Source organism: Caulobacter zeae, assembly GCF_002858925.1.
Lineage (GTDB): Bacteria > Pseudomonadota > Alphaproteobacteria > Caulobacterales > Caulobacteraceae > Caulobacter > Caulobacter zeae.
In genome coordinates this window covers 91,709-118,173 of record NZ_PJRS01000046.1, presented here as the reverse complement: position 1 = coordinate 118,173, position 26,465 = coordinate 91,709, and the positions used below count along the sequence as shown (strand labels likewise).

The window sequence follows — 26,465 nt, the reverse complement described above, 5'->3', positions numbered from 1 at the left end:
TCGCCGTTTCGTCATCGGCATGGCGGTGCTGTGCTGCCTGCTGTGGGGCAGCGCCTTTCCGGCGGTGAAGGCCGGCTATGCGATGCTGCACGTGGCCAAGGCCGACACGGCCGCCCAGATGCTGTTCGCCGGCTGGCGGTTCCTGGCGGCCGGCGCGATCCTGCTGGTGCTGGCGGGGCTGACCGGCAAGCCGCTGGTCCCGCCGCGCGACCAGGCGCCCAAGGTGCTGGCCCTGGGGATCGTCCAGACCACGGTGCAGTACGTCTTCTTCTATATCGGCCTGGCCCACGCCACCGGCGTGAAGTCGTCGATCATGAACTCGACCGGCGCCTTCTTCGGCGTGATCCTGGCCCACTTCCTCTACGCCAACGACCGCCTGACCCCGCGCAAGGCGCTGGGCTGCCTGCTCGGCTTCCTGGGCGTGCTGGCGGTGAACCTGGGCGGAAAGGGGCTGGATTTCGAGTTCAGCCTGCTAGGCGAGGGCTTCGTGGTCATCGCCGCCTTCGTGCTGGCCGCCGCCGGCATCTGGGGCAAGACCATCTCGCAGAAGATGGACGCCATGGTCATGACCGGCTGGCAGCTGGCCATCGGCGGCGCGGCCCTGCTGGGGATCGGGTTCGCGTTCGGCGGCCGCCTGGAAGGCTTCGACATCCGCTCGCTGGCCCTGCTGGCCTACATGGCCGGCCTGTCGGCGGCCGCCTTCGCCCTCTGGAGCCTGCTCCTGAAGCACAACCCGGTGGGCATGCTGGCGGTGTTCAACTTCCTGATCCCGGTGTTCGGGGTGCTGCTGTCGGCGCTGTTCCTGCACGAGCCGGTGCTGGCCTGGAAGAACGCCGCCGCCCTGGCCCTGGTCTGCGGCGGCATCTTCCTGGTGACGCGCAAGGGGCGGCGGAAGGCGGCCTAGGGTCTCCCTCTCGCTCTGGGAGAGGGTCAAGGAAGTAGCGTTCTAGTCGAACACGATCACCGAGCGGGCCAGTTCGCCACGTTTGAGCTCCTCGAAGGCGTCGTTGACGTCTTCCAGCTTGATCCGGCGCGAGATCAGTTCGTCGAGCTTGAGCCTGCCGCTCATGTAGAAGTCGACAAAGCGCGGCATGTCGACCGGGAAGCGGTTGGAGCCCATGTAGCTGCCCTGGATCTTCTTCTCGCCGAGGAAGTCGGGACCATGCAGCTCGATCATGGTGCCGACCGGGATCATGCCGATGATGTTGGCCGTGCCGCCCCGGCGCAGCATCTTGAAGGCCTGCTCGGCGGTGACCTTCAGCCCGATGGCTTCGAAGCTGTGGTGCACGCCGCCGCCGGTCAGTTCCTGCACCTGCTTGACCACGTCGCCGTCATTGGCGTCGATCACGTCCGTGGCGCCGAACGTCCTGGCCAGGGCCAGTTTCGAGGGCTGGCGGTCGATGGCGATGATGCGGCCGGCGCCGGCGATGGCCGCGCCGTTGATGGTGGCCAGGCCCACGCCGCCGCAGCCGATGACGGCCACCGTCTCGCCCGGCTGGACCTTGGACGTATGGATCACCGCGCCGATGCCGGTGGTCACCGAGCAGCCGATCAGGGCGGCGCGGTCGAACGGCATGTCCTTGCGGATGGCCACGCAGGCGTGCTCGTGCACCAGCATCATCTCGGCGAAGGACGACAGGTTCAGGAACTGGGCCATCGGGCCGCGCCCGCCGGCGGCGTTCAGGTCTTCCTTGAAGAGGCGCGGCTCCGAACCCTTCGGTCGCTTGGTCTCAGAGCTGGTGCACAGGCTCATGTGGCCGGTGAGGCAGACCTCGCAGTGGCCGCAATAGACCGACAGGCAGGTGATGACGTGGTCGCCGACCTTGACGGTGCGCACCTCGTCGCCGACCGCCTCGACGATCCCGGCGCTCTCGTGGCCCAGCACGGCGGGCAGGGGGTGGGGGTAGGAGCCTTCGACGAAGTGCAGGTCGGAGTGGCAGACGCCGGCGGCCTTGGTGCGGATCAGCACCTCGCGCGGGCCCGGCTTGCCGATGGCCACGTTCTCGATGACGAGGGGCTTGCCCACCTCGCGCAGCACCGCCGCCTTCATCCGCTCGTCTCCCGCTTTATGGTTGTGCGGCAGACCCTAGCCCCGGCGGAGGGGCGAGCGGAAGAGGCTATCAAAACATTTGTTTGAAGCTGGGGGCTACGCCGCCAGGTCGATGGGGCGCTCGGGCAGGATGGCGTCGACGGTCAGCAGCACCACCATGGCGGTTTCGGTGGTGATCACGGCCGAGACCAGGGCCGAGGCCTCCTCGCCGACCGACGGCGGCGGGCTGATCTGGCCGGCTTCGACGATGAAGCTGTCGCACACCGCGTCGACCAGCAGGCCGGCGACGTCGCGACCGTTCTCGACCACGATGATCACCTGGCGCGGGCCGTCCTGGGCCGGACCCTTGCCGAGGCGGGCCGACAGGTCGATGACCGGCATCACTTGGCCGCGCAGGTTGATGACGCCGCGCACGTGCGGCGGGGCGTCGGGCAGCGGGGTGGGGGGCGTGACGCCGCGGATCTCGCGCACCGTGCCGACCGGCACGCAGTAGGTCTGGGCGCCGACCTCGAACGACAGCACCTGCAGGGCTTCGCCGGGGGTATAGGCCGTGTTGTTGCTCGACATCGCTTTCGTCCGCCTTCGTCGCGTCGATGGCCTTCTGGCCACGTTCGAAGAAAAGCATCGCCCAGAAAGGTGAACAAAAAAGGCGCCTTGGCGCAGCCTTCCACCTGACAGGGCCGTTCACACGGGGTTCAGGCGGGGGCGCGCAGGCTTGGGACAAGCTTTTCCAGGGAGGCCGCCATGGCTTTCAAACCGCTCAAGACCTTCGGGGGCGTCGCCGCCGGCCTCGCCGCCCTGACCATGATCGCCGCCAGCACCCAGGCCTCGGCCGACGACTGGCGCCGCCACCGCCACCGTGACCGCGGCAACGACGCCGCGGCCGCCGCCATCGTCGGCGGCATCGTGGGCCTGGCCATCGGCTCGTCGCTGAACAACGACCGCCGTGACCGCTACTACGACCGCGGCTATTATGGCCGCCCGGCCTATGGCTACGACTATGGCTACCGCGCTCCGCCGCCGCGCTACTACGGCTACGACTACGGCCCGCGCCGTCACCGCAGCGACTGCTGGACCACGCGCGACTACGACCGCTACAGCGGCTCGGTCTACGAACGCACCGTCTGCCGCTAAGACCACTCAACCCCGACGCCGATCCGCGGCGTCGGGGCTTGTCATTGAGAACAAAAAATGAACATTGTGGCGCCTCCGGTTCTTGAAGAGGCCAGTTCCATGTCCGCCGCCGCCATCGTTCCCGACCGCCAGGAAGTAGCCCTGGCCGCGCTGCTGGGCGCCTGGCGCACCCTGCGCGCCGCCGGCCTGGAGGAGGCCGAGGTCCAGGCCCTGTTCCTCCAGATCGCCGATCGCCCCGAGGACGTCGCCCGCCGCCTGCGCAAGATGGTCAACGGCTTCAGCTGAATTTTTGGGGCGCGCGCATCCGTCCGTCGACGGCCGCCGTAGCTGCGATCATGGAGGCGTCGTTCACGCAAGGCGACGCCCTGCGGCGCGCCCGCCGACCCCCGTCCCCCACCCTGGAGGCGGGCGAGCCGGGGTTCCTTCCGCCTCTTCCCCCGTTGGAGGCGGAAGGGCCTTGGGCGAGCCGGCGAACCTCCCGCTGGCTTGGCCGTTTCACCGTCATGGACGGCGTCTCGCTGCAATATGTGCTGCCCGTGCTGGGCGCCCTGATGGCCGGGGCGGTGGTCGGGTTCGAGCGCGAGTACCGCTCGCGGCCGGCGGGCCTGCGCACCCACATGCTGGTGTCGCTGGCCTCGGCCCTGCTGATGCTGGCGGCCGTGCACCAGCTGAAATGGATGGGCGACACGCCGCTGGAGACGGTGCGCATCGACCCCGTCCGCATGGCCCACGGCGTGCTGACCGGCGTCGGCTTCCTGTGCGGCGGCGTCATCTTCCAGCAGGGCGTGTCGGTGCACGGCCTGACGACGGCGGCATCGCTGTGGATCACCTCGGCGCTGGGCATGCTGTTCGGCATGGCGCTGTACGACCTGGCGATCGCCGGCGCCGTGCTCAGCGTCGTGGTGCTCAGCGCCGCCCGCTGGCTGGACCGCCACATGCCGCAGAAGAACTATGCCGACATCGCCGTGCGCTTCCGGCGCGAGGCCCTGGTCGACGAAGCCCAGCTGCGCGGCCTGCTGGCGACCTTCGAACTGGAGGGCGGTCGCATCAACCAGCGCCTGATCGGCGGCGGGGCGCTGTTCGAGCTGGCCGGCTCGTTCTCGGGCAAGGGGACGCTGCGGCTGGGCGAACTGGCCCGGCGCCTGGAGGAAGACCAGCGGGTGGTCGAGTTCGACATCCTGCCCAGAAAGGACTGAACGGCGGTCGCCGACGGCTTCCGGGCGCGCACGCGGATCGGCTATGATCGCGGCCATGGCGCTTCGTCTGCACATCGACACCGACTGCGGCGTGGACGACGCTCTCGCCCTGGCCCTGCTGGCGCGGGCTCGCGAGGCCGTCGAGGTGGGCTCGGTCTCGGCCGTCTTCGGAAACACCTATGTCGACCAGGCCGCCGCCAACGCCCGGGGCGTGCTGCGCCTCGCCGGCTGCGCGGCCGAGGTCTATATCGGCGCCGGGGCGGGCCTGGCCCGCCGCCGGGTCGAGCGGATGCGGCCGGCCCACGGCCCCGACGGCCTGAACGGCGCGGGCTTTTCCCAGCGCTGGAAGCTGCCGGAACTGGATCGCGGCCACGGCGTCAGCCTGCTGGCCTTTCTGGCGCGGCGGCGGGTGAAGGGCCTGTTCCTGGGGCCGCTGACCAACCTGGCGCTGGGCCTGCTGGACGACCCGGCCGCCTTCCGCGGCTGGTCGCCGACGATCATGGCCGGCGCCTTCGCGGTGCAGGGCAAGGCCGCCGGCGGGGCCGACTTCAACAGCTGGAGCGATCCCGAGGCCCTGGCCCGGATCCTCGAGGCGGGGGTCAAGCCGCGCCTGGTGCCGTTGGACGTCACCAGCCAGGTGACGATCACCGCCGCCGACCTCGACAGCGGCGCGCGCTGCTGCGGCAGCCCCCTGTCGGCGCGGCTGAGCCGCGCGGCGGCGCCCTACATCAGCTTCCACCAGAAGGCCTGGGGCGCCGAGGGCTGCCATCCGCACGACGCCGTCGCCGCGGCCAGCCTGGTGGCCCCCGAGGCCTTCGTCTTCGAGCCGGCGCGCCTGCGCGTGGTGCTGGACGGCGAGCGCCAGGGCCGCATCGAGCGCGTCGAGGGCGAGCCTAACGCCGAGGTCTGCGTCGGCGTCGACGCTCCGGCGGTGCGCGCCCTGATCCTCAAGGCCCTGTTCGGCTGGGTGGAGATGGCGGGGGTGTAAGGGGGGCGGAAACCTCGTCCTTCGACAAGCTCAGGATGAGGTTTCACTGCTGCCTCGGCCTCAAGAGTGGTCCTCACCCTGAGCCAGTCGAAGGGCGAGGACCACGCACTGCTTACTTCCCGCCCGCGTAGTCCTTCACCAGGGCGTAGAGGAAATCGCGCCCGTCATAGAGCGATTTGACGCGCATGCGCTCGTTGAGGCCGTGCACGCCGTCGCCGTCCGCATTGCCGAACAGGCCGCTGACGCCATAGGTCGGGATGCCGGCGGCGTTGGTGTGCACGCCGTCGGTGGCGCCGGTCAGCAGGATCGGCACGATCGGCACGCCGGGCCATTGCTTGGCGGCGTTCTTCTGGATCGGGCCCATGATCGCCGGCGTCAGGGCCGGGGGCGGCGAGACCGGCTTGGCCTCGTGGGCCAGGGTGACGGTGACGGCCGGGTCGGCCACCAGCTCGGTCAGCTTGGCCTTCACCTCGTCGACGGGCGTGCCGGGCAGGATGCGGCAGTTGATGTTGGCGCTGGCGCGCTGGGGCAGGGCGTTGGGCGCGTGGCCGGCGTTGACCATGGTGGCCACGCAGGTGGTGCGCAGGATCGAGTTCCAGCCGGCGTCCCTGGTCAGCACCTTCAGCGCTTCGGGATCCTCGACATTGGCGACCAGGGCCTTCATGGCGGCGGCCTGTTCGGCCGGCACCCGGGCCTGCATCTGGGTGAAGTAGCCGCGCGTGGCGTCGATGAAGCGGGTCGGGAACTGATAGGCGCCGATGCGGCCGACGGCGGCCGTCAGGTGGTAGATGGCGTTGTCGGCCACGGGGCGGCTGGAGTGGCCGCCGGGGTTCGTCGTCGTCAGGGTGAAGTCCTGATAGACCTTTTCGCCGGCCTGGACCTCGAGCACGATCTCCTTGCCGGTCTCGTCCAGCAAACCGTCGGCGCCCTCGTTCAGGGCGAACTCGGCGTCGACCAGCGGACGGTGGTTCTTCACCAGATCCTCGATGCCGTTGTAGCCCTCGCTCTCCTCGCCGCAGGTCAGCGCCATCTTGATGTCGCGCTTGGGCTTGAAGCCGCTCTGCTTGAGACGGACCAGGGTGTCGGCCCAGATGGCGGCCTGCGCCTTGTCGTCCGACGTGCCGCGTCCGTAGAAGTAGCCGTTCTCCTCGACCAGCTTGAACGGGTCGCGCGTCCAGTCCTCGCGCTTGGCCTCGACCACGTCGATGTGGGCCAGGAGCAGCATGGGCTTGGACTTGGCGTCGCTTCCGCGCAGCACGGCCACCAGGCTGCCCTCGCGCGGATACTTCGGATCGACCACGACCTTGACGTCGCCTTCCGGATAGCCGGCCGCCTTCAGGCGCGCGCCCATCGCCTCGGCGGCGGCGGTGCAGCTGCCCTTCGACAGGGTGGTGTCGATCTCGACCAGCTCCTTGTAGAGCGCGCGGAAGGCCGTCTGGTCGGCGCGCGGCGTGACCTGCGGGCCGGGCGTCGGCTGGGCGTTGGCGAGAACCGGCAGGGCGGCGAGGGCCGCGGTGGTGGCGAAAAGGGCCTTCAGGCGCATGGTCCGACCTTCAAGTGTCGCAAAACGTGGCCGGAACAGGAGCGGGCTTCGCCTCGCTGCGCAAGCCACATGCTTGAAAACCGGAGGCTCGCGTTAACCCGTGCTTAAGCATGACGCGGCTTTTCCTGGCGACAGGAACCGGCGACACTGCGAGAACACATGATGAACGCGAATCGCCCCTTGCGCATCCTCGGCCTCGATCCGGGCCTCCGCCGCACCGGCTGGGGCGTGATCGGCGTGGCCGGCTCGCGCATCACCCACATCGCCCATGGCGTCATCGCGCCGGACGAGAAGGCCGCCTTCTCCGACCGCCTGCTGACCCTGTTCGAGGGCGTCTGCGCGGTGATCGAACAGCACGCCCCCGACGAGGCGGCGGTGGAAGAGACCTTCGTCAACACCAACGCCCAGTCGACGCTGAAGCTGGGCCACGCCCGCGCCGCCTCGATGATCGCCCCGGCCCGCGCCGGCCTGATCGTCGCCGAATATTCCGCGCCCGTGGTCAAGAAGGCGGTGGTGGGCACCGGCGCGGCCGACAAGGCCCAGGTCGCCTTCATGATCGCTCGCCTGCTGCCGACCGCCGGCTCGCCCACGGCCGACGCCGCCGACGCGCTTGCGGTGGCGATCGCCCACGCCCACGCCCGCACGGCGAGGAGAGTCGCATGATCGGGCGCCTGAGAGGGGCCGTCGCCGAGGTCGGCGAGGAAGAGGCCCTGATCGACGTCATGGGCGTCGGCTACATCGTCCGTTGCGGCCAGCGCACCCTCCAGCGCCTGCCGCCCCTGGGCGAGGAGACGCTGGTCCACGTCGAGAGCCAGTGGAGCGAGAACCAGGGCCTGCGACTCTACGGTTTCTCCACCCGCGACGACCGCCGCGCCTTCGTGCTGCTGCAGGCGATCCAGGGCGTGGGCCCCAAGGCCGCCATGGCCGTGCTCGACGTGCTCTCGCCGGCCGAACTGGCCAGCGCGGTGGCGCGCGAGGACAAGGCCGCGGTCGGCCGGGCCAACGGGGTGGGTCCCAAGCTCGCCCTGCGCATCGTCACCGAGCTGAAGGGCAAGCCGATCACCGACGGACCGGTGATGACAGCCGCGCCCTCGACAAGCGCAGCCCCGTCGGCCCCCGCCAAGCCCGCCGCCACCGGCGACGCCGTCGCCGCCCTGATGGGCCTGGGCGTGGCCGAGGTGAACGCCCGCCGCGTGGTCGAGGCCGCCGCCGCGAAGCTGGGGGATGAGGCCAGCGTGCAGGCGCTGATCAAGGCGGGCCTGCAGGAGCTGGGCCGATGATGGCGCTTAAACGCCCTTCCCCCTTGATGGGGGAAGGGTTGGGATGGGGGTGGTTCGGCGTTGGCCGTCTTCGTCATCGCCAGCCGAACCGCCCTAGTCACCCCCATCCCCGGCCCTTCCCCCATCAAGGGGGAAGGGAGAGGTTGCCGTCATGACCCGCATCATCTCCGGCGAAGCCCAGATGGGCGACCAGGTTCCGTCCACCGACCGCGCCCTGCGGCCCCAGACCCTGGCCGAGTTCGTCGGCCAGGAGCAGGCCAAGGCCAACCTGCGGATCTTCATCGAGGCGGCCAAGGGGCGGGGCGAGTCGCTCGACCACGTGCTGCTGTTTGGTCCTCCCGGCCTGGGCAAGACCACCCTGGCCCAGATCGTCGCCCGCGAGCTGGGCGTGAATTTCCGCGCCACCTCGGGCCCGGTGCTGAACAAGCCCGGCGACCTGGCGGCGATCCTGACCAATCTCGAGCCGAACGACGTCCTGTTCATCGACGAGATCCACCGGCTGTCGTCGAACGTCGAGGAGATCCTCTATCCGGCGATGGAGGACCACGTGCTCGACCTGGTGATCGGGGAGGGGCCCTCGGCGCGTTCGATCCGCATCGACCTGGCCCCCTTCACCCTGGTCGCGGCCACGACGCGGGCGGGCATGCTGGCGACGCCGCTGCGCGACCGTTTCGGCATTCCGGTGCGGCTGGAGTTCTACACGCCGCGCGAGCTGCGCCACGTGCTGCTGCACGGCGCGCGCAAGATGGGCGCGCCGCTTTCGGACGACGGCGCCGACGAGATCGCCAAGCGGGCCCGCGGCACGCCGCGCGTCGCCGGCCGCCTGCTGCGCCGGGTGCGCGACTTCGCCACCGCCGATGGCGCAGAGGTCATCGACCGCGAGGCTGCAGCCATGGCCCTGGCCCGCCTCGAGGTCGACGAAAGCGGCCTCGACAGCCTCGACCGTCGCTACCTGCGAGCCATGATCGAGCACTACGGCGGCGGACCGGTGGGCGTGGAGACCATCGCCTACGCCATCGCCGAGGCCCGCGACGCAGTGGAGGACGTGATCGAGCCCTACCTGATGCAGCAGGGCTTCATCCAGCGCACGCCGCGCGGCCGCATGGCCTGCGGCAAGGCCTACCTCCACCTTGGCCTGACCCCGCCCGCCGCCCCGCCTTCGGCGGCGCAGGGCGGGCTATTCGGGGATGAGTAGGGCCTAGTCGGGCTGGCGCATTCCATGTCGGATGCGCAGGATGATCACGGCGTCCTCGGTGATCCGATAGCGGATCAGGTAGGGCGCAATCACCGCCAGTTCCCGCAACCCCTTTGGGATAGGTCGACCGCGTTCGGGATTGGCGTCGAGACTGTTCGCAGCCGCGTGGAGCCGCTGGGCGAGCCGCGCCGCCGCCGAGGCGTTGAAGGACGCCACATAGGTGAAGATGCTGTCGAGGTTGTCGACGGCTTCAGCCGTCCAGACGACACGCGACATCAGTCGCCGGGCTTGGGTTTGGGCGTCGGCGCGCCCTCGGCCCACGACGTCAGCCAGCGGCTGACGGCCTCGTGGCTTATCAACCGACCGGCGGCGACGTCGGCCTCTGCCCGCGCATCGGCGGCGGCCTCGACCTCGTCGTCGATCTCATCGAACAGGGACGGCTCGATTTTCATTTCGCCAGCCTATCACTACAACGACCATTGGCCCAACGGCTTGGGACACGCCGCGATCAGGGGCCGCGCGATGGGCAGCAGTATGGTGATGTTCGGGGATGAGTAGCACTGGGGGCGAGGTCGCCTGGCGTTTCCGCGCGCCGTTTCCACCGGACGCCCTGCGTGAGCGTCTGGCCGCCAGTGTCGGCAGTCGGGACGAGACCCGGATCGGGACGGTCCTCGGCCAGGTCGGCCTGGACTGGGCCAGGATCTATCGTTGTCCGCGCCAGGGACACGCGCCGCTGCCGCTGCGCATCGACTGGGTCGTCGACGGCGACGGGGCCGAGGTGACTTGCAGGATGCGGTCGCCCAACAAGGGCGTCATGCGCGGCGCGAATATCGGTCTGGCGCTGCTGTTCGCCGCATCCGCCTACTTCATGCTGTGCCCCATCGCGACGGAAGCCGGCGGCCTGACCGTGGCTCATGTGATCGTGTTCGTGCTGTGTAGCCTGTTCCTTGGGTGGATGGGCTTCTTCCACCAGGTCGCGGTCCGCTCGACCTATCGCGACGACCGCGTGCTCCTGGTCGCCCACGCCCAGCAGGCGCTGAGGGGCGGGGCGGTGGAGGAGATCCGGGTATGATGCGAAACCAGCCTCGCTCCCGACGACGAAGCGGTTAAAAGAGTCCTTGATGAGCCAGGAACCGATCCCCACCGCCGGCGTCTTCGTCGGGACCGAGCACCAGCTGCCGGTGCGCATCTATTACGAGGACACCGACTTCTCGGGGATCGTCTATCACGCCAACTACCTGCGCTATTTCGAGCGCGGACGCAGCGACTTCTTCCGGATGATCGGGGTGTCGCACACCGAGCTGGCGGCGATCGACACGGCCTTCGCCATCACCCGCATGGAGATCGACTTCAAGCGCGCGGCAAGGGTCGACGACGCCCTGGTGGTGCACACCGTGTGGAACCGGATCAAGGGCGTGCGGCTTCTGGCCAGGCAGTGGATCACGCGCGGCGAGGAGCTGGTCTGCGCGGCCAATGTCGAGGCGGTCTGCATCAGCCTGGACGGTCGCCCGCGCAAGCCGTCGGCCGAGATGACCGCCAAGGTCACGCCCTGGCTCGCCCCCCAAGAGAGCTGACGGCGCCTGCATGACAATGAAGATCGCGGGTCGGTGAAAAATGGGCCGCCTGCAACCAATGTCATAGTTTCAACATTGCGCCGCTTCATGCAGTAAGGCGCAGACCAATCACCTTAGTGCCTGGAGCGCATTCGGGCGGGCAAACGCACACACTTCGCCCGAAGCGCTCTAGATTGACGCCCGAACGGAACAGGACCCCGCATGGACGCCGCCGCCAGCCCCGAAAGCTTTTCCTTCATCACGCTGTTCCTGAACGCCGACTGGGTGGTCAAGCTGGTGATGATCGGCCTGATCCTCGCCTCGCTGGGCTCCTGGGCGGTCATTCTCGACAAGCTGTTCCGCTTCTCGGCGCTGAACCGCGCCGCCGACCGCTTCGAGGAGCAGGTCGGTTCGGGCCGTTCGCTCGAGGACGTCGCCGGCGAGGCCGGCTCGAACCCGCGCCACGCCCTGCCGCGCATGTTGCAGGCCGCCCTGAAGGAATGGCGCGAAGCCAAGACCAAGGGCGTGCAGAGCGAGGGCCAGGTGGCTCTGCTGTCCCAGCGCATCGACCGCGTGCTCGACACCCAGATCGCCCGCGAGAGCGCCAAGGCCGAAGAGGGCCTGGGCAGCCTGGCGATCGTCGCCACCGCCTCGCCGTTCATCGGCCTGTTCGGCACGGTCTGGGGCATCATGCACGCCTTCCAGAGCATCGCCGCGGCCAAGAACACCTCGCTGACCGTGGTCGCCCCGGCCATCGCCGAGGCCCTGTTCGCCACCGCCGTCGGCCTGATCGCGGCCATCCCGGCCTACATCGCCTACAACAAGTTCTCGACCGACGCCTCGAAGTACGCCGGCCGCCTGGAGAACTTCGCCGACGACCTGTCGACCGCCATCCAGCGTCGCCTGAGCGAGCGGGTCTGACCCCATGGCGATGTCCGCAAACGACGCCTTCGCCACCTCGGGCGGCGGTCGCGGCCGCCGTCGCCGCCGGCGCGGCAAGGGGGCCCTGTCCGAGATCAACGTCACCCCGCTGGTCGACGTCATGCTGGTGCTGCTGATCATCTTCATGATCAGCGCCCCGCTGCTGACCTCGGGCGTGGAGCTGGAACTGCCCAAGACCGAGGCCGGCGCGCTGAAGAACGAGCAGGAGCCGATCACCGTGTCGGTCCGCCACGACGGCGCGGTGTTCATCGGCGAGGACCAGGCGCCGTTCACCGAGTTCGCCTCGATCGTCTCGGCCAAGGCCGGCGACGCCAACGACAAGCCGATCTACGTGCGCGCCGACGGCAAGGCCCCCTACGAGGTGGTCGCCCAGGTCATGGCCGCCCTGTCCAAGGCCGGCTTCACCAAGATCAACCTGCTGACCGACACCGGCGGCCCGTCGTCGGGCGCCGCGCCGCAGGACGCCCAGCCGGTCGGCGGCGGCGGCGACCTGCGCCCGGCCCAGTAGGGAATAGCCAAGCCTGATGCGGGAAGAACGCAACAAGCTGTCTCCGGCCCTGCTGGGCTCGGTCGCGCTCCACGCCGCGGTGGTGGCGGCGGTGATGATCGGCTGGCCGTGGAAGACGTCCAAGAAGATCGTCATCGGCGAAAGCGTGCCGGTGACCATCGTCACCGAGGGGCCGACCAACGTGCGTCCGGCCATCGAGGACCCGGTCGAGCAGCCGGCCGAGACCATCGATCCGGTTCCCGAGGCCACGCCCGAGCCGCCGGCCGCGACGCCCGCGCCGCAACCCCAGCCGGCGCCGCCCAAGCCGCAGCCCGCGCCGACGCCGAAGCCTCAACCGACGCCGCCGCCCAAGCCGGCGCCGACCCCGACGCCCAAGCCGCAACAGCCGCAGCCCAAGCCGACCCCGAAGCCGACCCCGGCCAAGCCCGAGCCCGACTTCTTCTCGTCGCTGGAAAAGACGCTGTCGAAGACCGCCAAGCCGGCCGGCAAGCCCGCCTCGTCCGCCCCCAAGGGCCAGACGAACCGCCCCGAGACCGCCACCCAGGCGCGCCCGGGCGCGGGCCAGATGACGGCCATGCAGGCCGCGGCGATCAGCGGCATGAAGGACGAGATCCAGCGGCGCTGGAACCCCAACTGCGAGGTCGTGGGCGGCGGTTCGATGCAGATCAAGCTCAGCTTCAAGCTGGCGAGCAACGGGCGCGTCCAGGGCCAGGTGACCGCCGGCGGGGCCGAGAATTCCGGCGACGCCATCGTCAAGACCGAGGCCGAGCGGGCGATCCGCGCGGTCTTCCAGTCTGCCCCGTTCGAAGGCCTGCCGCCCGACTACTACAACACCCAGCTGAACCTGAACTTCAAGGCGCGCGACGCCTGCGCCGCGCGTTAGGCGTTCCAGAGACGCCGCAAAGAGAAGAATGGAAGGAAGCCCGACGATGATCGCCAAGAGCGCCCGCGCCAAGCGGACCCTCGCCACGCCGCTCCTCGCCATGACCCTCGCCCTGGCGGGCGGCGCGTTCGCGGCCGCCCTGCCGGGCGTGGCGGCGGCCCAGATCGAGATCGACATCGACAAGGGCGCGGTCAAGCCGATGCCCGTGGCGATCCCGGCCTTCGCCGGTGCCCAGCGCGGCGCCGACATCGCTCAGGTCATCAGCGGCAATCTCGAGCGCTCGGGCCTGTTCCAGCCGCTGAACGTGGCCGGCGTGCCCGACAAGCTGACCGACGTGAACATCCAGCCGCGTTTCCCCGACTGGCAGGGCACCGGCGCCCAGGCGCTGATCAACGGCCAGGTCACGGTCGGCGCCGACGGCTCGCTGCGCGTCGACTTCCGCCTGTGGGACACCTTCAGCCAGCAGCAGCTGCTGGGCCTGCAATTCACCTCGACGGCAGAGAACTGGCGCCGCGTGGCCCACAAGATCAGCGACGCGGTCTATGAGCGCCTGACCGGCGAGAAGGGCTATTTCGACACCCGCGTGGCCTTCGTCGCCGAGAGCGGCCCCAAGCTGAATCGCGTCAAGCGCCTGGGCATCATGGACCAGGACGGCGCCAACCCGCAGTTCATCACCGACGGCTCGTCGATCGTGATGACCCCGCGCTTCTCGGCCACCAGCCAGGAGCTGACCTACATGGCCCTGCGGCCGACCGGGTCGAGCATCTACCTGCTGAACCTGCAGACCAATCGCCAGGAAACGGTCGGCCGCTTCCCCGGCATGGTGTTCGCCCCGCGCTTCTCGCCCGACGGCAAGAAGGTGGCCTTCTCGGTCGAGAAGGGCGGCAACAGCGACATCTACGTGCTGGACCTGCGCACCCGCCAGTCGACCCGCATCACCACCGACCCGGCCATCGACACCTCGCCGTCGTTCTCGCCGGACGGCAGCAAGATCGTGTTCAACTCCGACCGCGGCGGCCAGGCTCAGCTCTATGTGATGAACGCCGACGGCTCGGGCGTGCGCCGCATCTCCTACGGCGGCGGCCGCTATACGACCCCGGTGTGGAGCCCGCGCGGCGACTACATCGCCTTCACCAAGCAGACCGGCGGCCAGTTCCACATCGGCGTCATGCGCACCGACGGCGGCGACGAGCGCCTGCTCACCACCAGCTATCTCGACGAAGGCCCGACCTGGGCCCCCAACGGGCGGGTGCTGATGTTCTTCCGCGAGAGCTCGGCCGGCAATCCGCGCCTCTGGACCGTCGACATCACCGGCCGAATCCTGCGTCCCGCCGCCTATCCGGGCGCGGCCTCGGATCCGGCCTGGTCGCCGCTGCTGGACTGATTTTCGGGCGAGGGAAGCTGCGGAATAAGAAGGTTTCGCAACTTTCCACAGCCTCGGCGCGTTGGAGCGTGGCTGTTCATCCGTCGTTCACCCGGCAGGTGAAACGAGGTGGAGCAGCGTCCAACTGACGCCATTGTGAGGTCCAGGGAACGTTTTTGCGGGGCGGAGCAAGAGCAGCGCCGGTAAGAGTTTTGAACCCAGGCCGTACCTAGACTTGAGGAGATACTGTATGAGCTTCGACACCAAGAGCGCCGTCCGACTGGCGCTGATCGGTCTGGCCGTCGCTTCGGTCGCGGCTTGTACGCGCCCGAAGCCCCAGGGCCCGGTCGAAACCCCGCCGGCTCCGACGCAACCGGCCACGCCGCAACAGCCCTACACGCCGCCGCCGGCCCCCGGTCCGGTGGACCAAGGTCCGCTGCCGGGCACGGTGCAGGACTTCGTCGTCAACGTCGGCGACCGCGTCTACTTCGACACCGACTCCTACTCGGTCCGCGCCGACGCCCAGCCGGTCCTGGCCGGCCAGGCCCAGTGGCTGGCCCGTTACTCGGCCGTCCGCGTCCGCATCGAAGGCAACGCCGACGAACGCGGCACCCGTGAATACAACCTGGCCCTGGGCGCCCGCCGCGCCAACGCCGTCCGCGAGTTCCTGATCGGCCAAGGCGTCGCCGCCTCGCGCATCGAGACAATCTCGTTCGGCAAGGAGCGTCCGCTGGATCCGGGCACCACCGAAGACGCGTGGGCCAAGAACCGCAACTCGCGCACCGCCATCACCGAGGGTGCGCGCTAAGGCTTGACCGCCTGAGCTGAACGAAGGCCCTCCTCCTAGCGGAGGGGGGCCTTTTTTCTGGCCGCGTTTCTGGCCGCACTTTTGTCCGCAACCGGGGCATAATCGTCGACATGAAGCTGAAATCCGCGCTCCTCGCCTCCGTCCTCCCGGTCGCCTTGGCTCTCGCCGCCGCCGCGCCGGCCCTGGCCCAGACGCCGATGCCCGATCCGCTGGACGACCGTTCGGCCAAGCGCATCGAGAAGATGGAGAAGGTCGTGCGCGAGCTGCGAGCGATCGTCTTCCAGGGGCGCGACACCGGCAAGCCCGTCGTCGTCCAGACCGCCGAGACCGACGCCCAGATCGCCGCCCTCAACGAGCGGATCTCCGACCTGGAGCAGACCATCCAGCGGATGAACGGCCAGAACGAGGTCCTGACCCACGATCTGGACCAGGCCCGTCGCGGCGCCGAGAGCCAGAAGTCGCGCGCCGACCAGCTGGAACAGCGGCTGTCGGCCCTCGAAGGCAAGATCACGACGCTGGAGACCGCCGCCGCCAACGCCGCGGCCGCGCAGATCCCGGCGGCGCCGGCCGCCCCGGCCGATCCGGCCACGGCCTTCAAGCAGGCCCGCCAGCTGCTGCTGGACGGCGACTATGCCGGCGCCGAGAACGCCTTCGGCGGCTTCGTCTCGGCCTATCCCGACGACGCCAAGGCGCCAGAAGCCCGCTACTGGCTGGGCGAGACCCAGTTCGTCCGCGAGGCCTATGGCGACGCGGCGGGCTCGTATCTTGGCGCCGTGCGCGGCTGGCCGCAGACCAGCTGGGCGCCCAATGCGGTGCTGAAGCTGTCGCGCTCGCTGGTGGCGCTGAAGAAGCCCGCCGACGCCTGCCGCACGCTCGACGAATTGGCCAAGCGCTATCCCAAGGCGCCGGCCGACGTGGTCAGCAAGGCCAAGAGCACGCGCACCCAGGCCAAGTGCGCGGCCTGACGCGAGACGTCCAGGCCGTCCTGCAACGGCGACTGCGGCCAGGGGCGACCACGCCCCTGGCCGTCGGCTTTTCGGGCGGCGGCGACAGCCTGGCCCTGCTGCGGCTGACCCTGGACTGGGCCGAGCTCCGGGGACGACCGGTCCTGGCCCTGACCGTCGACCACGGCCTCAATCCCGCCAGCGCCGGCTGGACCGCCGACGCCTTGGCCAAGGCCCGGGCCCTCGGCGCGCAAGCCCAGGCGCTGCACTGGATCGGCGACAAGCCGTCCACGGGCGTGCAGGCCGCCGCCCGCGCCGCCCGCCACGCCCTGCTGGCCGCCGCCGCCCGAGAGGCCGGCGCCTGCGTCCTGCTGCTGGGCCACACCGCCGACGATCGCCTGGAGGCCGCGCGGATGCGGGCCGAGGGCTCGACCACCTCCGATCCCCGGCAATGGGCCCCGTCGCCGGTCTGGCCGGAGGGGCGCGGCGTCTTCGTCCTGCGGCCGCTGCTGGAGGCACGCCGCCAGGCGCTGCGCGAATGGTTGTCGCAGCGGGGCGAGACCTGGCTGGAGGATCCGGCCAACGACGACGCCCGCTTCGCTCGCGCCAGGGCTCGTGCGGCCCTGGCCGGAGAAGACCCGGCCGTTCCTCCGCTTGCGCCGGATCCCGCGCCGCCCGCCGCGTTCGAGGGCGAGCACGCCCTGCGCCTGCCGCGCGAGGCTCCCGCCGCCCAGGTCGCCGCCGCCTGCCTGTGCGCGGCCGGCGCCGCCACGCCGCCGCGCGGCGAGCGGCTGGAGCGGCTGGTCGCCCGGCTGCGCTCGGGCGAGGCCTTCACCGCCACCCTGGCCGGCGCCCGGATCGTCGCGGGGGAGGCCGGGGCGCTGTTCGTGCGCGAGGCGGGGGAGGGGCGCCGCAGCGGCCTATCGCCGCTGGTCCTGGCCGCCGGCGAGACCGGCGTCTGGGACGGTCGCTACGAGATCACGGCGGGCGCGCAGCCGATCACCGTCCGACCGCTCGGCGGACTGGCCGGCCGTCTGCCGGCGGACGAAACGCAGGCCCTGAAAGGGTTTCCCGCCGCCGTCCGCCCCGTCCTGCCGGCCGCCGTCGACGCCGTCGGCATGGTTTCTAGCCCGATCCTTGCAGAGGCCGGGACAATCGGCGCGCGCGTGCTGATCCGGGAAAGGTTCGAGGCCGCGACCGGCCTGATCGATCAAGAACCCGCTACATGACATCGCGCGCGTGGCGAAAAGCCGTCCGCCGTCCTATCTTAGGTCGACGAGCGCTATCTTTGGGAAGACGACGCGTATGAATCTGAGGAATGTCGCCATCTGGCTTGGGGTCGTTTTCGTCCTCATCATGGCCTACAGCGTCTTGCAGCGCGGCGGTCCCACGGGGCGCGCCGGCGAGGTCAGCTACTCGCAACTGCTCAAGAACATCGACGCGGGCCAGGTCAAATCCGCCGAGATCAACGGGCAGCAGGTCAAGATCGCCTCGCCCGACGGCAAGACGACCTACACCGTCAACGCCCCGCCCAACAGCGAAGACCTGATCAAGCGCCTGGAAGCGCGCAACGCCGAGATCAAGATCCAGGACGGCGGCCGCTTCAGCCTAGTCAACCTGTTCCTGAACATGCTGCCGATCCTGCTGCTGATCGGCGTGTGGATCTTCTTCATGCGCCAGATGCAGGGCGGCACGAAGGGCGCGATGGGCTTCGGCAAGTCCAAGGCCCGCCTGCTGACCGAGAACAAGAACCGCGTGCTGTTCGACGACGTCGCCGGCGTGGACGAGGCCAAGGAAGAACTGCAGGAGGTCGTCGACTTCCTGAAGGATCCGGCCAAGTTCCAGCGCCTGGGCGGCAAGATCCCCAAGGGCGCCCTGCTGGTCGGCCCTCCCGGTACGGGTAAGACCCTGATCGCCCGCGCCGTGGCGGGCGAGGCCGGCGTGCCGTTCTTCACCATCTCCGGTTCGGACTTCGTCGAGATGTTCGTCGGCGTCGGCGCCAGCCGCGTGCGCGACATGTTCGAGCAGGCCAAGAAGAACGCCCCCTGCATCATCTTCATCGACGAAATCGACGCCGTCGGTCGCCACCGTGGCGCCGGCCTGGGCGGCGGCAACGACGAACGCGAGCAGACCCTCAACCAGCTGCTGGTCGAGATGGACGGCTTCGAGGCCAACGAAGGCATCATCCTGATCGCCGCCACCAACCGTCCCGACGTTCTGGACCCCGCCCTGCTGCGTCCGGGCCGCTTCGACCGGCAGGTCGTGGTGCCTAACCCCGACGTCGCCGGCCGCGAGAAGATCCTGCGCGTGCACATGAAGAACGTGCCGCTGGCCGCCGACGTCGACGTCAAGACCCTGGCCCGCGGCACCCCCGGCTTCTCGGGCGCGGACCTGGCCAACCTCGTCAACGAGGCGGCCCTGACCGCCGCGCGCAAGAACCGCCGCATGGTCACCATGCACGACTTCGAGTACGCCAAGGACAAGGTCATGATGGGCGCCGAGCGTCGCTCGATGGCCATGAGCGAGGACGAGAAGAAGCTGACGGCCTATCACGAGGGCGGCCACGCCCTGGTGGCCCTCAACGTCCCGGTCGCCGACCCCGTGCACAAGGCCACCATCGTGCCGCGCGGCCGCGCTCTCGGCATGGTCATGCAACTGCCGGAAGGCGACCGCTACTCGATGAGCTACGACATGATGACCTCGCGTCTGGCCATCATGATGGCCGGCCGGGTCGCCGAGGAGCTGATCTTCGGCAAGGAGAAGATCACCTCGGGCGCGTCGAGCGACATCAGCGCGGCCACCAACCTGGCTCGCAACATGGTCACCCGCTGGGGCTTCTCTGACGACCTGGGCACCGTGGCTTACGGCGACAACCAGGAAGAGGTGTTCCTGGGTCACTCGGTCGCGCGCACCCAGAACGTCTCGCCCGACACCATGGTCAAGATCGACGCCGAGGTCCGTCGCCTGGTGAAGGGCGGCGAGGACGACGCCCGTCGGATCCTCACCGAGAAGCTGGAAGACCTGCACTCGGTGGCGAAAGCCCTGCTGGAGTTCGAGACCCTCAGCGGCGAGGAGATCATCGGCGTGACCAAGGGCGTGGCCCCCAAGCGCGACGAGCCGGAAGAAAAGAAGCCGACCGGCCCGGTCGCCTCGGTTCCGGTCTCGCCCTCGGGCGTCACCGCTTAAAGGTCGATCACCTACTCGAATAATGCGAAAGCCGGATCCGTCCTCGGGTCCGGCTTTTGTTTTGCGCGTTAGGAGGCCTCATGAAGACCGCTCTCGTCGCCGCCGTTCTGGCGCTGTCGCTTCCGATCGCAGCGCCTGATCGCGTTCGGGCGGCCGAACCGCCCGCCGTCGGGATCGCGCTGGAGAACTACGCCTATCCCTATCCCGTGGGGTTCCTGCCGCTGGAGCACGGGGGCCACGCCGTGCGCATGGCCTATATGGACGTCGCGCCGACCGGCCTGGCCAACGGCCGCACCGTGCTGCTGCTGCACGGCCGCAACTTCCCCGCCGGCTACTGGGCGCCGACCATCAAAGCCCTCGCCGGCGCAGGCTATCGGGTCGTGGCCCCCGACCAGATCCAGTTCGGCAAGTCCTCCAAGCTCGACGACGAGCCCGTCCGCTTCGACCGCATGGTCGAGGACACGGCCGTCCTGCTGGACCACCTGAAGATCGGCAAGGTCGACGTCGTCGCCCACTCGATGGGCAACCATGTGGGCGTGCGCTGGTCCCTGGCTCATCCTGACCGCACCGGGCGCCTGGTCATGTACGGCCCCGTCGGGCTGGAGGACTACCGCCTCTACACGCCGTCCACGCCGCTGGAGAAGCTGGTCGCCGACGACGAGGCTAAGGGGCCAGAGGCTTATCTGAACGAGTTGATGACCAGCTACGGCCTGACCCTGCCGCGCGAGGCCATGGCCCCCTATGTCGAGCTGCGCGAGGGTCTCAAGCGCTCGGGCGACTGGCCGCGCTACGTCCGCAGCTTCGCCGCCAGCGCCGTCGCCATCCGTGACCAGCCCTATTTGCAGGACCTGCCCAAGGTGTCGGTTCCGGTGCTGATCCTGGCCGGCGAGCGCGACGGCACGGCGCCGGGCAAGGGCTATGCTAGGCCCGAGGACAAGCCGAAGTTCGGCCATGTGCTGGCCCGCGCCCAGGCCCTGGCGCCGACCATGAAGAACGCCCGGGTCGAGGCCTTCGACGCCGGCCACCTGCTGCACCTGGAGCGCACCGAGCGGTTCAACGCCGCCGTCCTGGCCTTCCTGAGCGAAGGCCGGTAGAGCTTCCCTTCGAAGTCGAACGAAAGGGAAGATCGATGAAGACGTCGATTCCGGGCCTTCTGGCCGCCGCCGTGATGCTGTCGCCAGCCGTCGCGCTGGCCGCGCCCAAGCCGATCCATGCCGACGGCATGACCGGACCCGAGGTGGTCAAGTGGTTGCAGGACGCCGGCTACAAGGCTGAACTGCTGACCGACAAGACCGGCGACCCGCACATCAAGAGCGCGGCCAACGGGGTCAACTTCGACATCTATTTCTACGACTGCACGGCCAAGCCGCGCTGCAAGGCGATCCAGTTCTCGGCCGGTTTCGACCTGAAGACCCCGCTCTCGGCGGGCAAGATCAACGAGTGGAACCGCGATAACCGCTATCTGAAGGCCTATATCGACGACGACGGCGACCCCTACGTCCAGTACGACGTCAACCTGAACGCCGGCCGCACCACCGACGTCCTGGACGACGACTTCGGCGTCTGGACCTCGATGATCGACGACTTCACCACCTTCATCGGCTGGTGACGGCCGCGGGTCACGGGGGTAAACCCGCCCCCATGATCCATGCCGTTCCAAGCGTCATGGGCGTGGTCAACGTCACGCCCGACAGCTTCTCGGACGGCGGCCGGTTCTTTGATCCCGCCGCCGCCCTGTCCCACGCCCGCCGGCTGATCGACGACGGCGCGGCCATACTCGACATCGGCGGCGAGAGCACGCGGCCGGGTTCGGACCTGGTCTCCGAGGCAGACGAGATCGCCCGGGTCGTTCCGCTGATCCGCGCCATCCGCGCCGAGAGCGACGTGACGATCTCGATCGACACCATGAAGCCGGGCGTCGCCCGCGCCGCCGTCGCGGCCGGGGCCGACATCTGGAACGACGTGGCGGCCCTGCGTTTCGCGCCCGACGCGCCGGAGGTCGCCGCCGAGCTGGGCTGCGAGGTGATCCTGATGCACATGCGCGGCGAGCCGGGCACCATGCAGGACGAGCCGCGCTATGACGACGTGGTGGCCGAGGTCGAGGCCTTCCTGCTGGCCCGGGCCCTGACCGCCATGGCCGCGGGCGTCGAGCGCGAGAAGATCTGGCTCGACCCGGGCATCGGCTTTGGCAAGACGCTGGAGCACAACCTGGCCCTGCTGGCCGCCCTGCCGCGCTTGGTGGGGCTGGGCTATCGCGTGCTGCTGGGCGCCAGCCGCAAGCGATTCATCGCCGCCGTCGACCCGCGCGCCCAGGACGCCCGCGACCGCTTGGGCGGCTCGCTGGCCGTCCATCTCCATGGCGCGGCCTGCGGCGTGGAGTCGGTGCGCGTCCACGATGTGCGCGAGATGAGCCAGGCCCTGGCGGTGTGGAAGGCGATAGGGGCGGCGAAGGGCTGACGGTCAGGCCGGGGCGGTCACCGCCTGGCCCGGTAGGCGAAGGCCACGGTCAGGAGGCCGACGACGGCGCCGATGGCGACCAGTCCGACGAACAGGCTCCAGGGCGAGTCCACGACGCCGCCGGGACGAAAGGGCTGCTGGCAGGCCAGCAGCATGACCGTCGCCGCCACGCCCGTGAGCAAGGCGCCCATCGCCGCCCCCGCGCCCGGGGAGCGAATCCCGCGTCGATGCAGCCACCACCAGGACGGACCGCCGAGCAGGCAAAGTCCGGCCAGCCAGGCCGGGAGGGAAGCGGCGAGGGCGATCGCGGCGATGTAGAAGGCCAGGCTTCCGCTCGTCGGCACGGACAGGACGAACGTCATTGTCGCCGTGAGCAGGGTGCCGGTTCCAACCCCGAGCGCCAGGGCCGTGACGACGTCGCCCTTGGTCGGCTGGGCGAGGCGCGGCGACGGATCCATGGCGGCTTCCTGGTTCTAAATGTAAGTCATTCCTTAAATATCTCATCGCTAATTTGCAAGCGATTAGCGAACGGCTTAAATACGGGCGCATGCAACGCGTGTTCGAAGCCCTGTCGTCGACGGTCCGGCGCAAGATCCTGGCCTATCTGGCCCATGCCGACCTGACGGCCGGCGAGATCGCCTCGCGCTTCGAAATCTCCAAGCCGGCGGTGTCGCAGCACCTGTCGATCCTGGAGGCGGCGGGTCTGGTCAGCAGCGAGAAGCGCGGCCAGTTCGTGCACTACAGCCTGGTGCGCGACAGCCTGGTCAACACGCTGACCGAGTTCGTGCAGGAGGTCTGCCCGGTCTCCAAGCCGCTGAAATCCGAGAGCGCGCGCCTCAAGGCTCAGCGCGACGGCGAGTGATCGGCAACGACGTCGGCCAGCCGACGTTATAGGCTCTTCCGAACCTTCGCTTTCCGGGGAGCCCGCCAATGATCCGTCCGTTGTTCGTCGCCGGCCTGGCCGTCCTGGCCCTGGCCGCCTGCGAGAAGAAGACCGAGGCGCCCAAGCCCGCGCCGACGCCCGACAACCTGGCCCAGAGCCCGGCGCCGCCGGCCGCGCCCGCCTCCGCCGAGCCCAAGCAGATCGTCTATGCCTGCGCTGACGGCAGCGTGCTGAAGGCGACCTATCCCGACGACAAGACCGCCGTGGTCGAATACGGCGACAAGACCCGCACCCTGACCGTGGCCATGTCGGCCAGCGGCGCGCGCTATGTGGGCGAGGGCCTGCAATGGTGGACCAAGGGCATGACCGAAGGAATGGTCGCCCCGCTCAAGGACGGCGAGGACGTCGCCAGCGCCAAGCCGGTCGAATGCATGGCCCCGTCCGACGCGGGGAAGTAGGGCTGGCGGGCGGGAGCCTTCTCCCTTCCCCCTTGATGGGGGAAGGGCCGGGGATGGGGGTGACTGCTGAACGGACGGCGGCGAGGCGTTTGGCGCCGCACCACCCCTGCCCCTCTCCCATTAAGGGGGGAGGGAGGTGGGAAAGGCTCTTCGCCTCGGCTGCGCCCGCCCTAGAGCAACGTTCGCTGCGTGGGTTCCACCGTCTCCGTCGGCGACGCCTCCCCCCGTCGCCGCAGTTCGGTCTCGGCGCTGAAGCGCACGTCGGGGTCGCGGTCCTGGGCCAGCAGGCGCAGCGCCTCGTCGCCGACCAGGGGCCAGGCCTTGCCGCGCTCGGGGCCTCTGGGCGCGCGGGGCAGCAGGCCCGGTTCGGCGCTCCAGGCCAGTAGCTGCTCGAGCGAAGCCGCGCGCAGCATGTCGCGCAGATGGTGGGCGGTGACATAGGCGTCGGGCAGGGCGCGGTGCGCCGGCAGGCCCAGCGCATGGACGAGGCCCTGCGGCATCCGCTGGTAGCGCAGCATCTGGTTGGAGAAGCTGGTCAGATGAGGCCACAGGCGCAAGGCGCATTTCCAGGTGCAGATCCAGGCGGCTCCGCCCGCCAGGGCCGGCGTGCAGTAGCGCTGCTCGAACGAGGCCCGATGCGCCGCCAGCGCCGCGACGCCGCCTTCGGGTCTCAGCACCCCGGGCGCGGCGTCCTTCCAGAACGGCGCGCCGGCCACCTCGGCGTCGAGGATGTGGTGAACGGCCATGGTTTCCGGCGAGATCGGGCGGCCGGGATTGACCAGCAGGGCGCCGCGGTCCTCGTCGACGCGCCAGCGGCCGTCAGGGTCCTGGACGACGTCCTGCCAGCCGATCTCGCAGACGTCCTGCGGTCCGTTGCCGGCGGTCTCGAGGTCGATGACGCGGATGCGTGTCATCACCTGAATATGGGACCAGGCCGCGTCGAGGCCAAATGGCCCGGCGCCCAAACCTGTCAGCTGACTCGCAGGAAGGCGCGTCCGGCGGCGAAGTCGCCGACCTCGACATAGGCGCGGCGCACGGTCTCGCGGCCGTCGCGGCCCTGGATGACGAACTCCACCGTCATGGCCTCGCGCGGGTCGAGCCGGGCGATGACGTCGCCAGCCTCGCGCGGGAAGCGGAAGCCCATGCCGGTCTTGGCGCTGGTCGGCAGCAGGGTGGGGGCGGGAGCGGCGTCGCGGGTCTCGGCCCCGAACACCCGGCTGGCCGCGCGCGGGGCGGCGTTGTCGGCCAGGGCCCCGGCGTTGCGGGCCTTCAGATAGGGACCTTGCGTGCGGGTCGGATCGCGCATGACCAGCCTGGCGGTGTAGGGCCTGGCGCCGTCGGCGAAGGTCGCCACGGCCAGCAGTTCGGTGTTGCGGCCGGCCAGGCCGAACACCAGACGGTCGCCGCCGAAGCTGGCCGACTGCGACAGCCGCCAGAACGGGATGGTCGCCGAGCTGGCGCGGTCGGCCTGCCAGCTGGCGCGATCGCCCGGATAGTTCATCCGTTGCAGCATGGCGTAGCCCTCGAAGGCCTTGCGCACGCGGCCGGCGGCGGTGGTCAGGTCCTTGGAGCCGCAGGGCACGGAGGCGGCCTTGGCGTGGGCGCGCTGCTGCACGCCGTCCAACTGCTCGACGCTGGCGCCGGCGCGCAGGGCCGCGCCCCGGGCCTGGGCCCTGCCGGCGTCGAGGGCGCCCGACAGCGACGGGCTGAACAGGCCGCAGCGCGCGCCGGCGGCGCTCATCAGGCTGCGTTCGTAGAAGACGTCGGAGGGGGTGGCCGTCGCCGTCTGGGCCGCGCCGAGCACGGCTGTGGCGACGAGCGTCGCCGCCAGGCGCCGCTTTCGCGGTGCGGAGGTCTTCACGGTGGCCATTTTCTCGTATTCTGCGAGAGAGGATATTCGAGCGGACCTTAGCCGCTCCTGGTTGCGGTTCGGTTAGCGATGCTTCTTTCGACGGATCTTTGGGTGGGCGCGCTGATCCGCCGCGCCGAGCTGGGCGGGGCCTTCGCCATGGTCGTGCGCAAGGGCGACGCCCGGGCGGGCGCGGTGCTGGTCAAGGTGGTCGACCGCAAGGCCGGCACGGTGCGGCTCTACAGCGAGGCCACGCGCGGCGACGGCGAGCGGGTGTGGATGCAGCCCACCAAGTCCGACTTCGAGCCGGATCTCGACGCCTATACCGAGCGCGCCGCGCGCATCGATCCCGATGTCTGGGTGGTGGAGATCGAGGATCGTGAGGGTCGCCACTTCCTGACCGAGGCGGTCGAGGGCTGAGCGCGGGGCGGGACGACAGGCCGCACGGCGTTCGTGCAACGATCCACAGCATTAACCCTGCCGCTAAACCAGACCGAAAGTAGAGCGCGGCAGGATGTCGCAGGTCCCCAGCAGCCCCCGTCATCCGCCCATGCTCTTCCTGATGAACGACGTCGTGCTCAGCCTGGACGCCGCCGAACTGTCGCCGCCGATGACGCGCGACCGTTTCGCGGCCCTGTCGCTGAACTTCGTCGCCGAACTGGGCAAGGAGCTCTATGCCGAAGAACCGCTGCTGCACCACAAGCAGGTGGAGAAGGCCAAGCGCCTGGCCGCCCTGATCATCGCCAAGGCCCCGGAGATCAATGCGGCGCTGTTCGTCGCGCCGGCGCGCGGCTGCCTGATCGAGCAGGTGCAGGTGCGCTACGCCCAGATCGGCCTGGAGGTCATGGGCGCGCTGCACCAGCGTCAGAAGGCGGGCCAACTGACCAATCTCGAGGCCGATCGCCAGGTCTGGCGCCGGCTTGCGGCCTGACGTCGCCGACGGCCCGCTACATCAGCAGGCCGGCCACGATGTTCAGGACGAGGGCTATCACCACCAATCCAGCGATGACCGTACCCAGGCAGAGCGCGCTCTGCCCCAGGGGACGACGACGGATGTGATCGCGAGGGTCTTCGGCCAGGGCCATGTCGTTTCCTCCGTCGCCCCGACGGCTCTCGGGGGCCGAACGTCGGCGACAAGATGAGCATGACTCCAATTCCCCAGGTTGAATAGGGTTTTTCGAACGCCTGTTCGTCGGGCGTCGGAGCATTTTCGCCTAGCGCGGCGACCTCCCTGGGTTGCCAGGG

The 26,465-nt window shown here is 69.7% G+C and carries 33 protein-coding genes and 1 pseudogene; 25 read left to right on the top strand and 9 right to left on the bottom strand.

Translation table 11 applies throughout. The features are described 5' to 3' along the window. The first annotated feature begins 19 nt into the window (after window positions 1-19). Window positions 20-904 (top strand): DMT family transporter, encoded by an 885-nt coding sequence (locus SGCZBJ_RS22555; protein WP_240621616.1) that lies wholly within the window; start codon window positions 20-22, stop codon window positions 902-904. Window positions 905-946: 42 nt separating this feature from the next. On the opposite strand, the gene SGCZBJ_RS22550 is transcribed toward SGCZBJ_RS22555, so the two are convergent. Both SGCZBJ_RS22550 and SGCZBJ_RS22545 read right to left on the bottom strand, forming a co-directional pair. Then, the gene (locus tag SGCZBJ_RS22550) at window positions 947-2,050 is read right to left on the bottom strand and encodes a Zn-dependent alcohol dehydrogenase (protein WP_101720161.1); all 1,104 of its coding nucleotides are present in this window, start codon (window positions 2,048-2,050) and stop codon (window positions 947-949) included. A gap of 96 nt (window positions 2,051-2,146) precedes the next feature. Further along, window positions 2,147-2,617: a chemotaxis protein CheW gene (locus SGCZBJ_RS22545; protein ID WP_101720160.1), complete on the bottom strand. Its 471-nt coding sequence runs from the start codon at window positions 2,615-2,617 to the stop codon at window positions 2,147-2,149. 177 nt (window positions 2,618-2,794) lie between these two features. Here SGCZBJ_RS22545 and SGCZBJ_RS22540 point away from each other — a divergent pair, with 177 nt between their 5' ends. The 4 genes and pseudogenes from SGCZBJ_RS22540 (at window position 2,795) to SGCZBJ_RS22525 (ending at window position 5,368) form a co-directional block, all read left to right on the top strand. After that, complete coding sequence (locus SGCZBJ_RS22540) at window positions 2,795-3,184, top strand: hypothetical protein (protein WP_101720159.1); 390 nt, start codon at window positions 2,795-2,797, stop codon at window positions 3,182-3,184. 138 nt (window positions 3,185-3,322) lie between these two features. Continuing rightward, window positions 3,323-3,469 (top strand): annotated as a pseudogene (locus tag SGCZBJ_RS22535) (hypothetical protein); the annotation flags it as partial. Between the two features lie 218 nt (window positions 3,470-3,687). Then, complete coding sequence (locus SGCZBJ_RS22530) at window positions 3,688-4,380, top strand: MgtC/SapB family protein (RefSeq protein ID WP_101720157.1); 693 nt, start codon at window positions 3,688-3,690, stop codon at window positions 4,378-4,380. Window positions 4,381-4,435: 55 nt separating this feature from the next. Continuing rightward, entirely contained in the window at window positions 4,436-5,368 is a 933-nt protein-coding gene (locus SGCZBJ_RS22525; protein ID WP_101720230.1) for a nucleoside hydrolase, read from the top strand. 112 nt (window positions 5,369-5,480) lie between these two features. On the opposite strand, the gene SGCZBJ_RS22520 is transcribed toward SGCZBJ_RS22525, so the two are convergent. Next, window positions 5,481-6,911 carry a M20/M25/M40 family metallo-hydrolase gene (locus SGCZBJ_RS22520; protein WP_420808190.1) on the bottom strand — a complete coding sequence of 477 codons (1,431 nt, stop codon included), beginning with the start codon at window positions 6,909-6,911 and terminating at the stop codon, window positions 5,481-5,483. A 147-nt stretch (window positions 6,912-7,058) separates the two neighbouring features. Between SGCZBJ_RS22520 and ruvC the strand changes: the two genes are divergently transcribed. The 3 genes from ruvC (at window position 7,059) to ruvB (ending at window position 9,386) form a co-directional block, all read left to right on the top strand. Continuing rightward, a complete protein-coding gene (ruvC, locus tag SGCZBJ_RS22515; protein WP_199229210.1) occupies window positions 7,059-7,574 on the top strand; it encodes a crossover junction endodeoxyribonuclease RuvC in 516 nt (171 codons plus the stop codon). After that, window positions 7,571-8,191, top strand: a complete 621-nt coding sequence (gene ruvA, locus SGCZBJ_RS22510; protein ID WP_101720156.1) for a Holliday junction branch migration protein RuvA — start codon at window positions 7,571-7,573, stop codon at window positions 8,189-8,191. The genes ruvC and ruvA overlap by 4 nt, the downstream gene beginning before the upstream one ends. Window positions 8,192-8,342: 151 nt before the next feature. Further along, window positions 8,343-9,386: a Holliday junction branch migration DNA helicase RuvB gene (ruvB, locus tag SGCZBJ_RS22500; protein ID WP_101720155.1), complete on the top strand. Its 1,044-nt coding sequence runs from the start codon at window positions 8,343-8,345 to the stop codon at window positions 9,384-9,386. 3 nt (window positions 9,387-9,389) lie between these two features. Here ruvB and SGCZBJ_RS22495 read toward each other — a convergent pair whose 3' ends face one another. Next, window positions 9,390-9,662: a type II toxin-antitoxin system RelE/ParE family toxin gene (locus SGCZBJ_RS22495; protein ID WP_101720154.1), complete on the bottom strand. Its 273-nt coding sequence runs from the start codon at window positions 9,660-9,662 to the stop codon at window positions 9,390-9,392. After that, window positions 9,662-9,838 carry a CopG family transcriptional regulator gene (locus SGCZBJ_RS22490; protein WP_101720153.1) on the bottom strand — a complete coding sequence of 59 codons (177 nt, stop codon included), beginning with the start codon at window positions 9,836-9,838 and terminating at the stop codon, window positions 9,662-9,664. The genes SGCZBJ_RS22495 and SGCZBJ_RS22490 overlap by 1 nt, the downstream gene beginning before the upstream one ends. 98 nt (window positions 9,839-9,936) lie before the next feature. On the opposite strand from SGCZBJ_RS22490, the gene SGCZBJ_RS22485 reads away from it, so the two are divergent. The 13 genes from SGCZBJ_RS22485 (at window position 9,937) to folP (ending at window position 22,030) form a co-directional block, all read left to right on the top strand. Further along, complete coding sequence (locus SGCZBJ_RS22485; protein ID WP_101720152.1) at window positions 9,937-10,458, top strand: hypothetical protein; 522 nt, start codon at window positions 9,937-9,939, stop codon at window positions 10,456-10,458. Window positions 10,459-10,507: 49 nt separating this feature from the next. Then, entirely contained in the window at window positions 10,508-10,960 is a 453-nt protein-coding gene (gene ybgC / locus SGCZBJ_RS22480; RefSeq protein WP_101720151.1) for a tol-pal system-associated acyl-CoA thioesterase, read from the top strand. Window positions 10,961-11,161: 201 nt separating this feature from the next. After that, window positions 11,162-11,860, top strand: coding sequence for a protein TolQ (tolQ, locus tag SGCZBJ_RS22475; RefSeq protein WP_101720150.1), 699 nt, complete (start codon window positions 11,162-11,164; stop codon window positions 11,858-11,860). Window positions 11,861-11,864: 4 nt separating this feature from the next. Continuing rightward, a complete protein-coding gene (locus tag SGCZBJ_RS22470; RefSeq protein ID WP_101720149.1) occupies window positions 11,865-12,389 on the top strand; it encodes an ExbD/TolR family protein in 525 nt (174 codons plus the stop codon). Between the two features lie 16 nt (window positions 12,390-12,405). Continuing rightward, window positions 12,406-13,272: a cell envelope biogenesis protein TolA gene (locus tag SGCZBJ_RS22465; RefSeq protein WP_101720148.1), complete on the top strand. Its 867-nt coding sequence runs from the start codon at window positions 12,406-12,408 to the stop codon at window positions 13,270-13,272. A 46-nt stretch (window positions 13,273-13,318) separates the two neighbouring features. Beyond that, a complete protein-coding gene (gene tolB / locus SGCZBJ_RS22460) occupies window positions 13,319-14,656 on the top strand; it encodes a Tol-Pal system beta propeller repeat protein TolB (RefSeq protein ID WP_420808189.1) in 1,338 nt (445 codons plus the stop codon). Window positions 14,657-14,870: 214 nt separating this feature from the next. Beyond that, window positions 14,871-15,443 carry a peptidoglycan-associated lipoprotein Pal gene (pal, locus tag SGCZBJ_RS22455; protein WP_058347187.1) on the top strand — a complete coding sequence of 191 codons (573 nt, stop codon included), beginning with the start codon at window positions 14,871-14,873 and terminating at the stop codon, window positions 15,441-15,443. 110 nt (window positions 15,444-15,553) lie between these two features. Next, window positions 15,554-16,408, top strand: a complete 855-nt coding sequence (gene ybgF, locus SGCZBJ_RS22450; protein WP_101720147.1) for a tol-pal system protein YbgF — start codon at window positions 15,554-15,556, stop codon at window positions 16,406-16,408. Then, window positions 16,405-17,616: a tRNA lysidine(34) synthetase TilS gene (tilS, locus tag SGCZBJ_RS22445; protein WP_101720227.1), complete on the top strand. Its 1,212-nt coding sequence runs from the start codon at window positions 16,405-16,407 to the stop codon at window positions 17,614-17,616. The genes ybgF and tilS overlap by 4 nt, the downstream gene beginning before the upstream one ends. Window positions 17,617-17,692: 76 nt before the next feature. Beyond that, on the top strand, window positions 17,693-19,573 hold the full coding sequence (ftsH, locus tag SGCZBJ_RS22440; protein ID WP_101720146.1) for an ATP-dependent zinc metalloprotease FtsH: 1,881 nt from the start codon (window positions 17,693-17,695) through the stop codon (window positions 19,571-19,573). 80 nt (window positions 19,574-19,653) lie between these two features. Beyond that, on the top strand, window positions 19,654-20,667 hold the full coding sequence (locus SGCZBJ_RS22435) for an alpha/beta fold hydrolase (RefSeq protein WP_101720145.1): 1,014 nt from the start codon (window positions 19,654-19,656) through the stop codon (window positions 20,665-20,667). A 35-nt stretch (window positions 20,668-20,702) separates the two neighbouring features. Beyond that, the gene (locus SGCZBJ_RS22430) at window positions 20,703-21,182 is read left to right on the top strand and encodes a YbjN domain-containing protein (RefSeq protein ID WP_101720144.1); all 480 of its coding nucleotides are present in this window, start codon (window positions 20,703-20,705) and stop codon (window positions 21,180-21,182) included. A gap of 32 nt (window positions 21,183-21,214) precedes the next feature. Continuing rightward, the gene (gene folP / locus SGCZBJ_RS22425) at window positions 21,215-22,030 is read left to right on the top strand and encodes a dihydropteroate synthase (protein WP_101720143.1); all 816 of its coding nucleotides are present in this window, start codon (window positions 21,215-21,217) and stop codon (window positions 22,028-22,030) included. A gap of 17 nt (window positions 22,031-22,047) precedes the next feature. On the opposite strand, the gene SGCZBJ_RS22420 is transcribed toward folP, so the two are convergent. After that, complete coding sequence (locus SGCZBJ_RS22420; RefSeq protein ID WP_101720142.1) at window positions 22,048-22,488, bottom strand: hypothetical protein; 441 nt, start codon at window positions 22,486-22,488, stop codon at window positions 22,048-22,050. An 89-nt stretch (window positions 22,489-22,577) separates the two neighbouring features. On the opposite strand from SGCZBJ_RS22420, the gene SGCZBJ_RS22415 reads away from it, so the two are divergent. Next, entirely contained in the window at window positions 22,578-22,892 is a 315-nt protein-coding gene (locus SGCZBJ_RS22415; RefSeq protein WP_101720141.1) for a metalloregulator ArsR/SmtB family transcription factor, read from the top strand. 68 nt (window positions 22,893-22,960) lie between these two features. Next, a complete protein-coding gene (locus tag SGCZBJ_RS22410; RefSeq protein ID WP_101720140.1) occupies window positions 22,961-23,371 on the top strand; it encodes an MliC family protein in 411 nt (136 codons plus the stop codon). Window positions 23,372-23,541: 170 nt separating this feature from the next. Here SGCZBJ_RS22410 and SGCZBJ_RS22405 read toward each other — a convergent pair whose 3' ends face one another. Together SGCZBJ_RS22405 and SGCZBJ_RS22400 are read right to left on the bottom strand one after the other, a co-directional pair. Then, window positions 23,542-24,285, bottom strand: a complete 744-nt coding sequence (locus SGCZBJ_RS22405) for a DNA polymerase III subunit epsilon (RefSeq protein WP_101720139.1) — start codon at window positions 24,283-24,285, stop codon at window positions 23,542-23,544. Window positions 24,286-24,341: 56 nt separating this feature from the next. Then, window positions 24,342-25,241 carry a hypothetical protein gene (locus tag SGCZBJ_RS22400; protein ID WP_240621609.1) on the bottom strand — a complete coding sequence of 300 codons (900 nt, stop codon included), beginning with the start codon at window positions 25,239-25,241 and terminating at the stop codon, window positions 24,342-24,344. 69 nt (window positions 25,242-25,310) lie between these two features. Here SGCZBJ_RS22400 and SGCZBJ_RS22395 point away from each other — a divergent pair, with 69 nt between their 5' ends. Together SGCZBJ_RS22395 and SGCZBJ_RS22390 are read left to right on the top strand one after the other, a co-directional pair. Beyond that, complete coding sequence (locus SGCZBJ_RS22395; RefSeq protein ID WP_101720138.1) at window positions 25,311-25,640, top strand: DUF1491 family protein; 330 nt, start codon at window positions 25,311-25,313, stop codon at window positions 25,638-25,640. Between the two features lie 130 nt (window positions 25,641-25,770). Then, entirely contained in the window at window positions 25,771-26,151 is a 381-nt protein-coding gene (locus tag SGCZBJ_RS22390) for a hypothetical protein (protein WP_101720225.1), read from the top strand. 16 nt (window positions 26,152-26,167) lie between these two features. On the opposite strand, the gene SGCZBJ_RS25810 is transcribed toward SGCZBJ_RS22390, so the two are convergent. Further along, window positions 26,168-26,305, bottom strand: coding sequence for a hypothetical protein (locus tag SGCZBJ_RS25810; RefSeq protein ID WP_154112379.1), 138 nt, complete (start codon window positions 26,303-26,305; stop codon window positions 26,168-26,170). Between the last annotated feature and the right edge of the window lie 160 nt (window positions 26,306-26,465).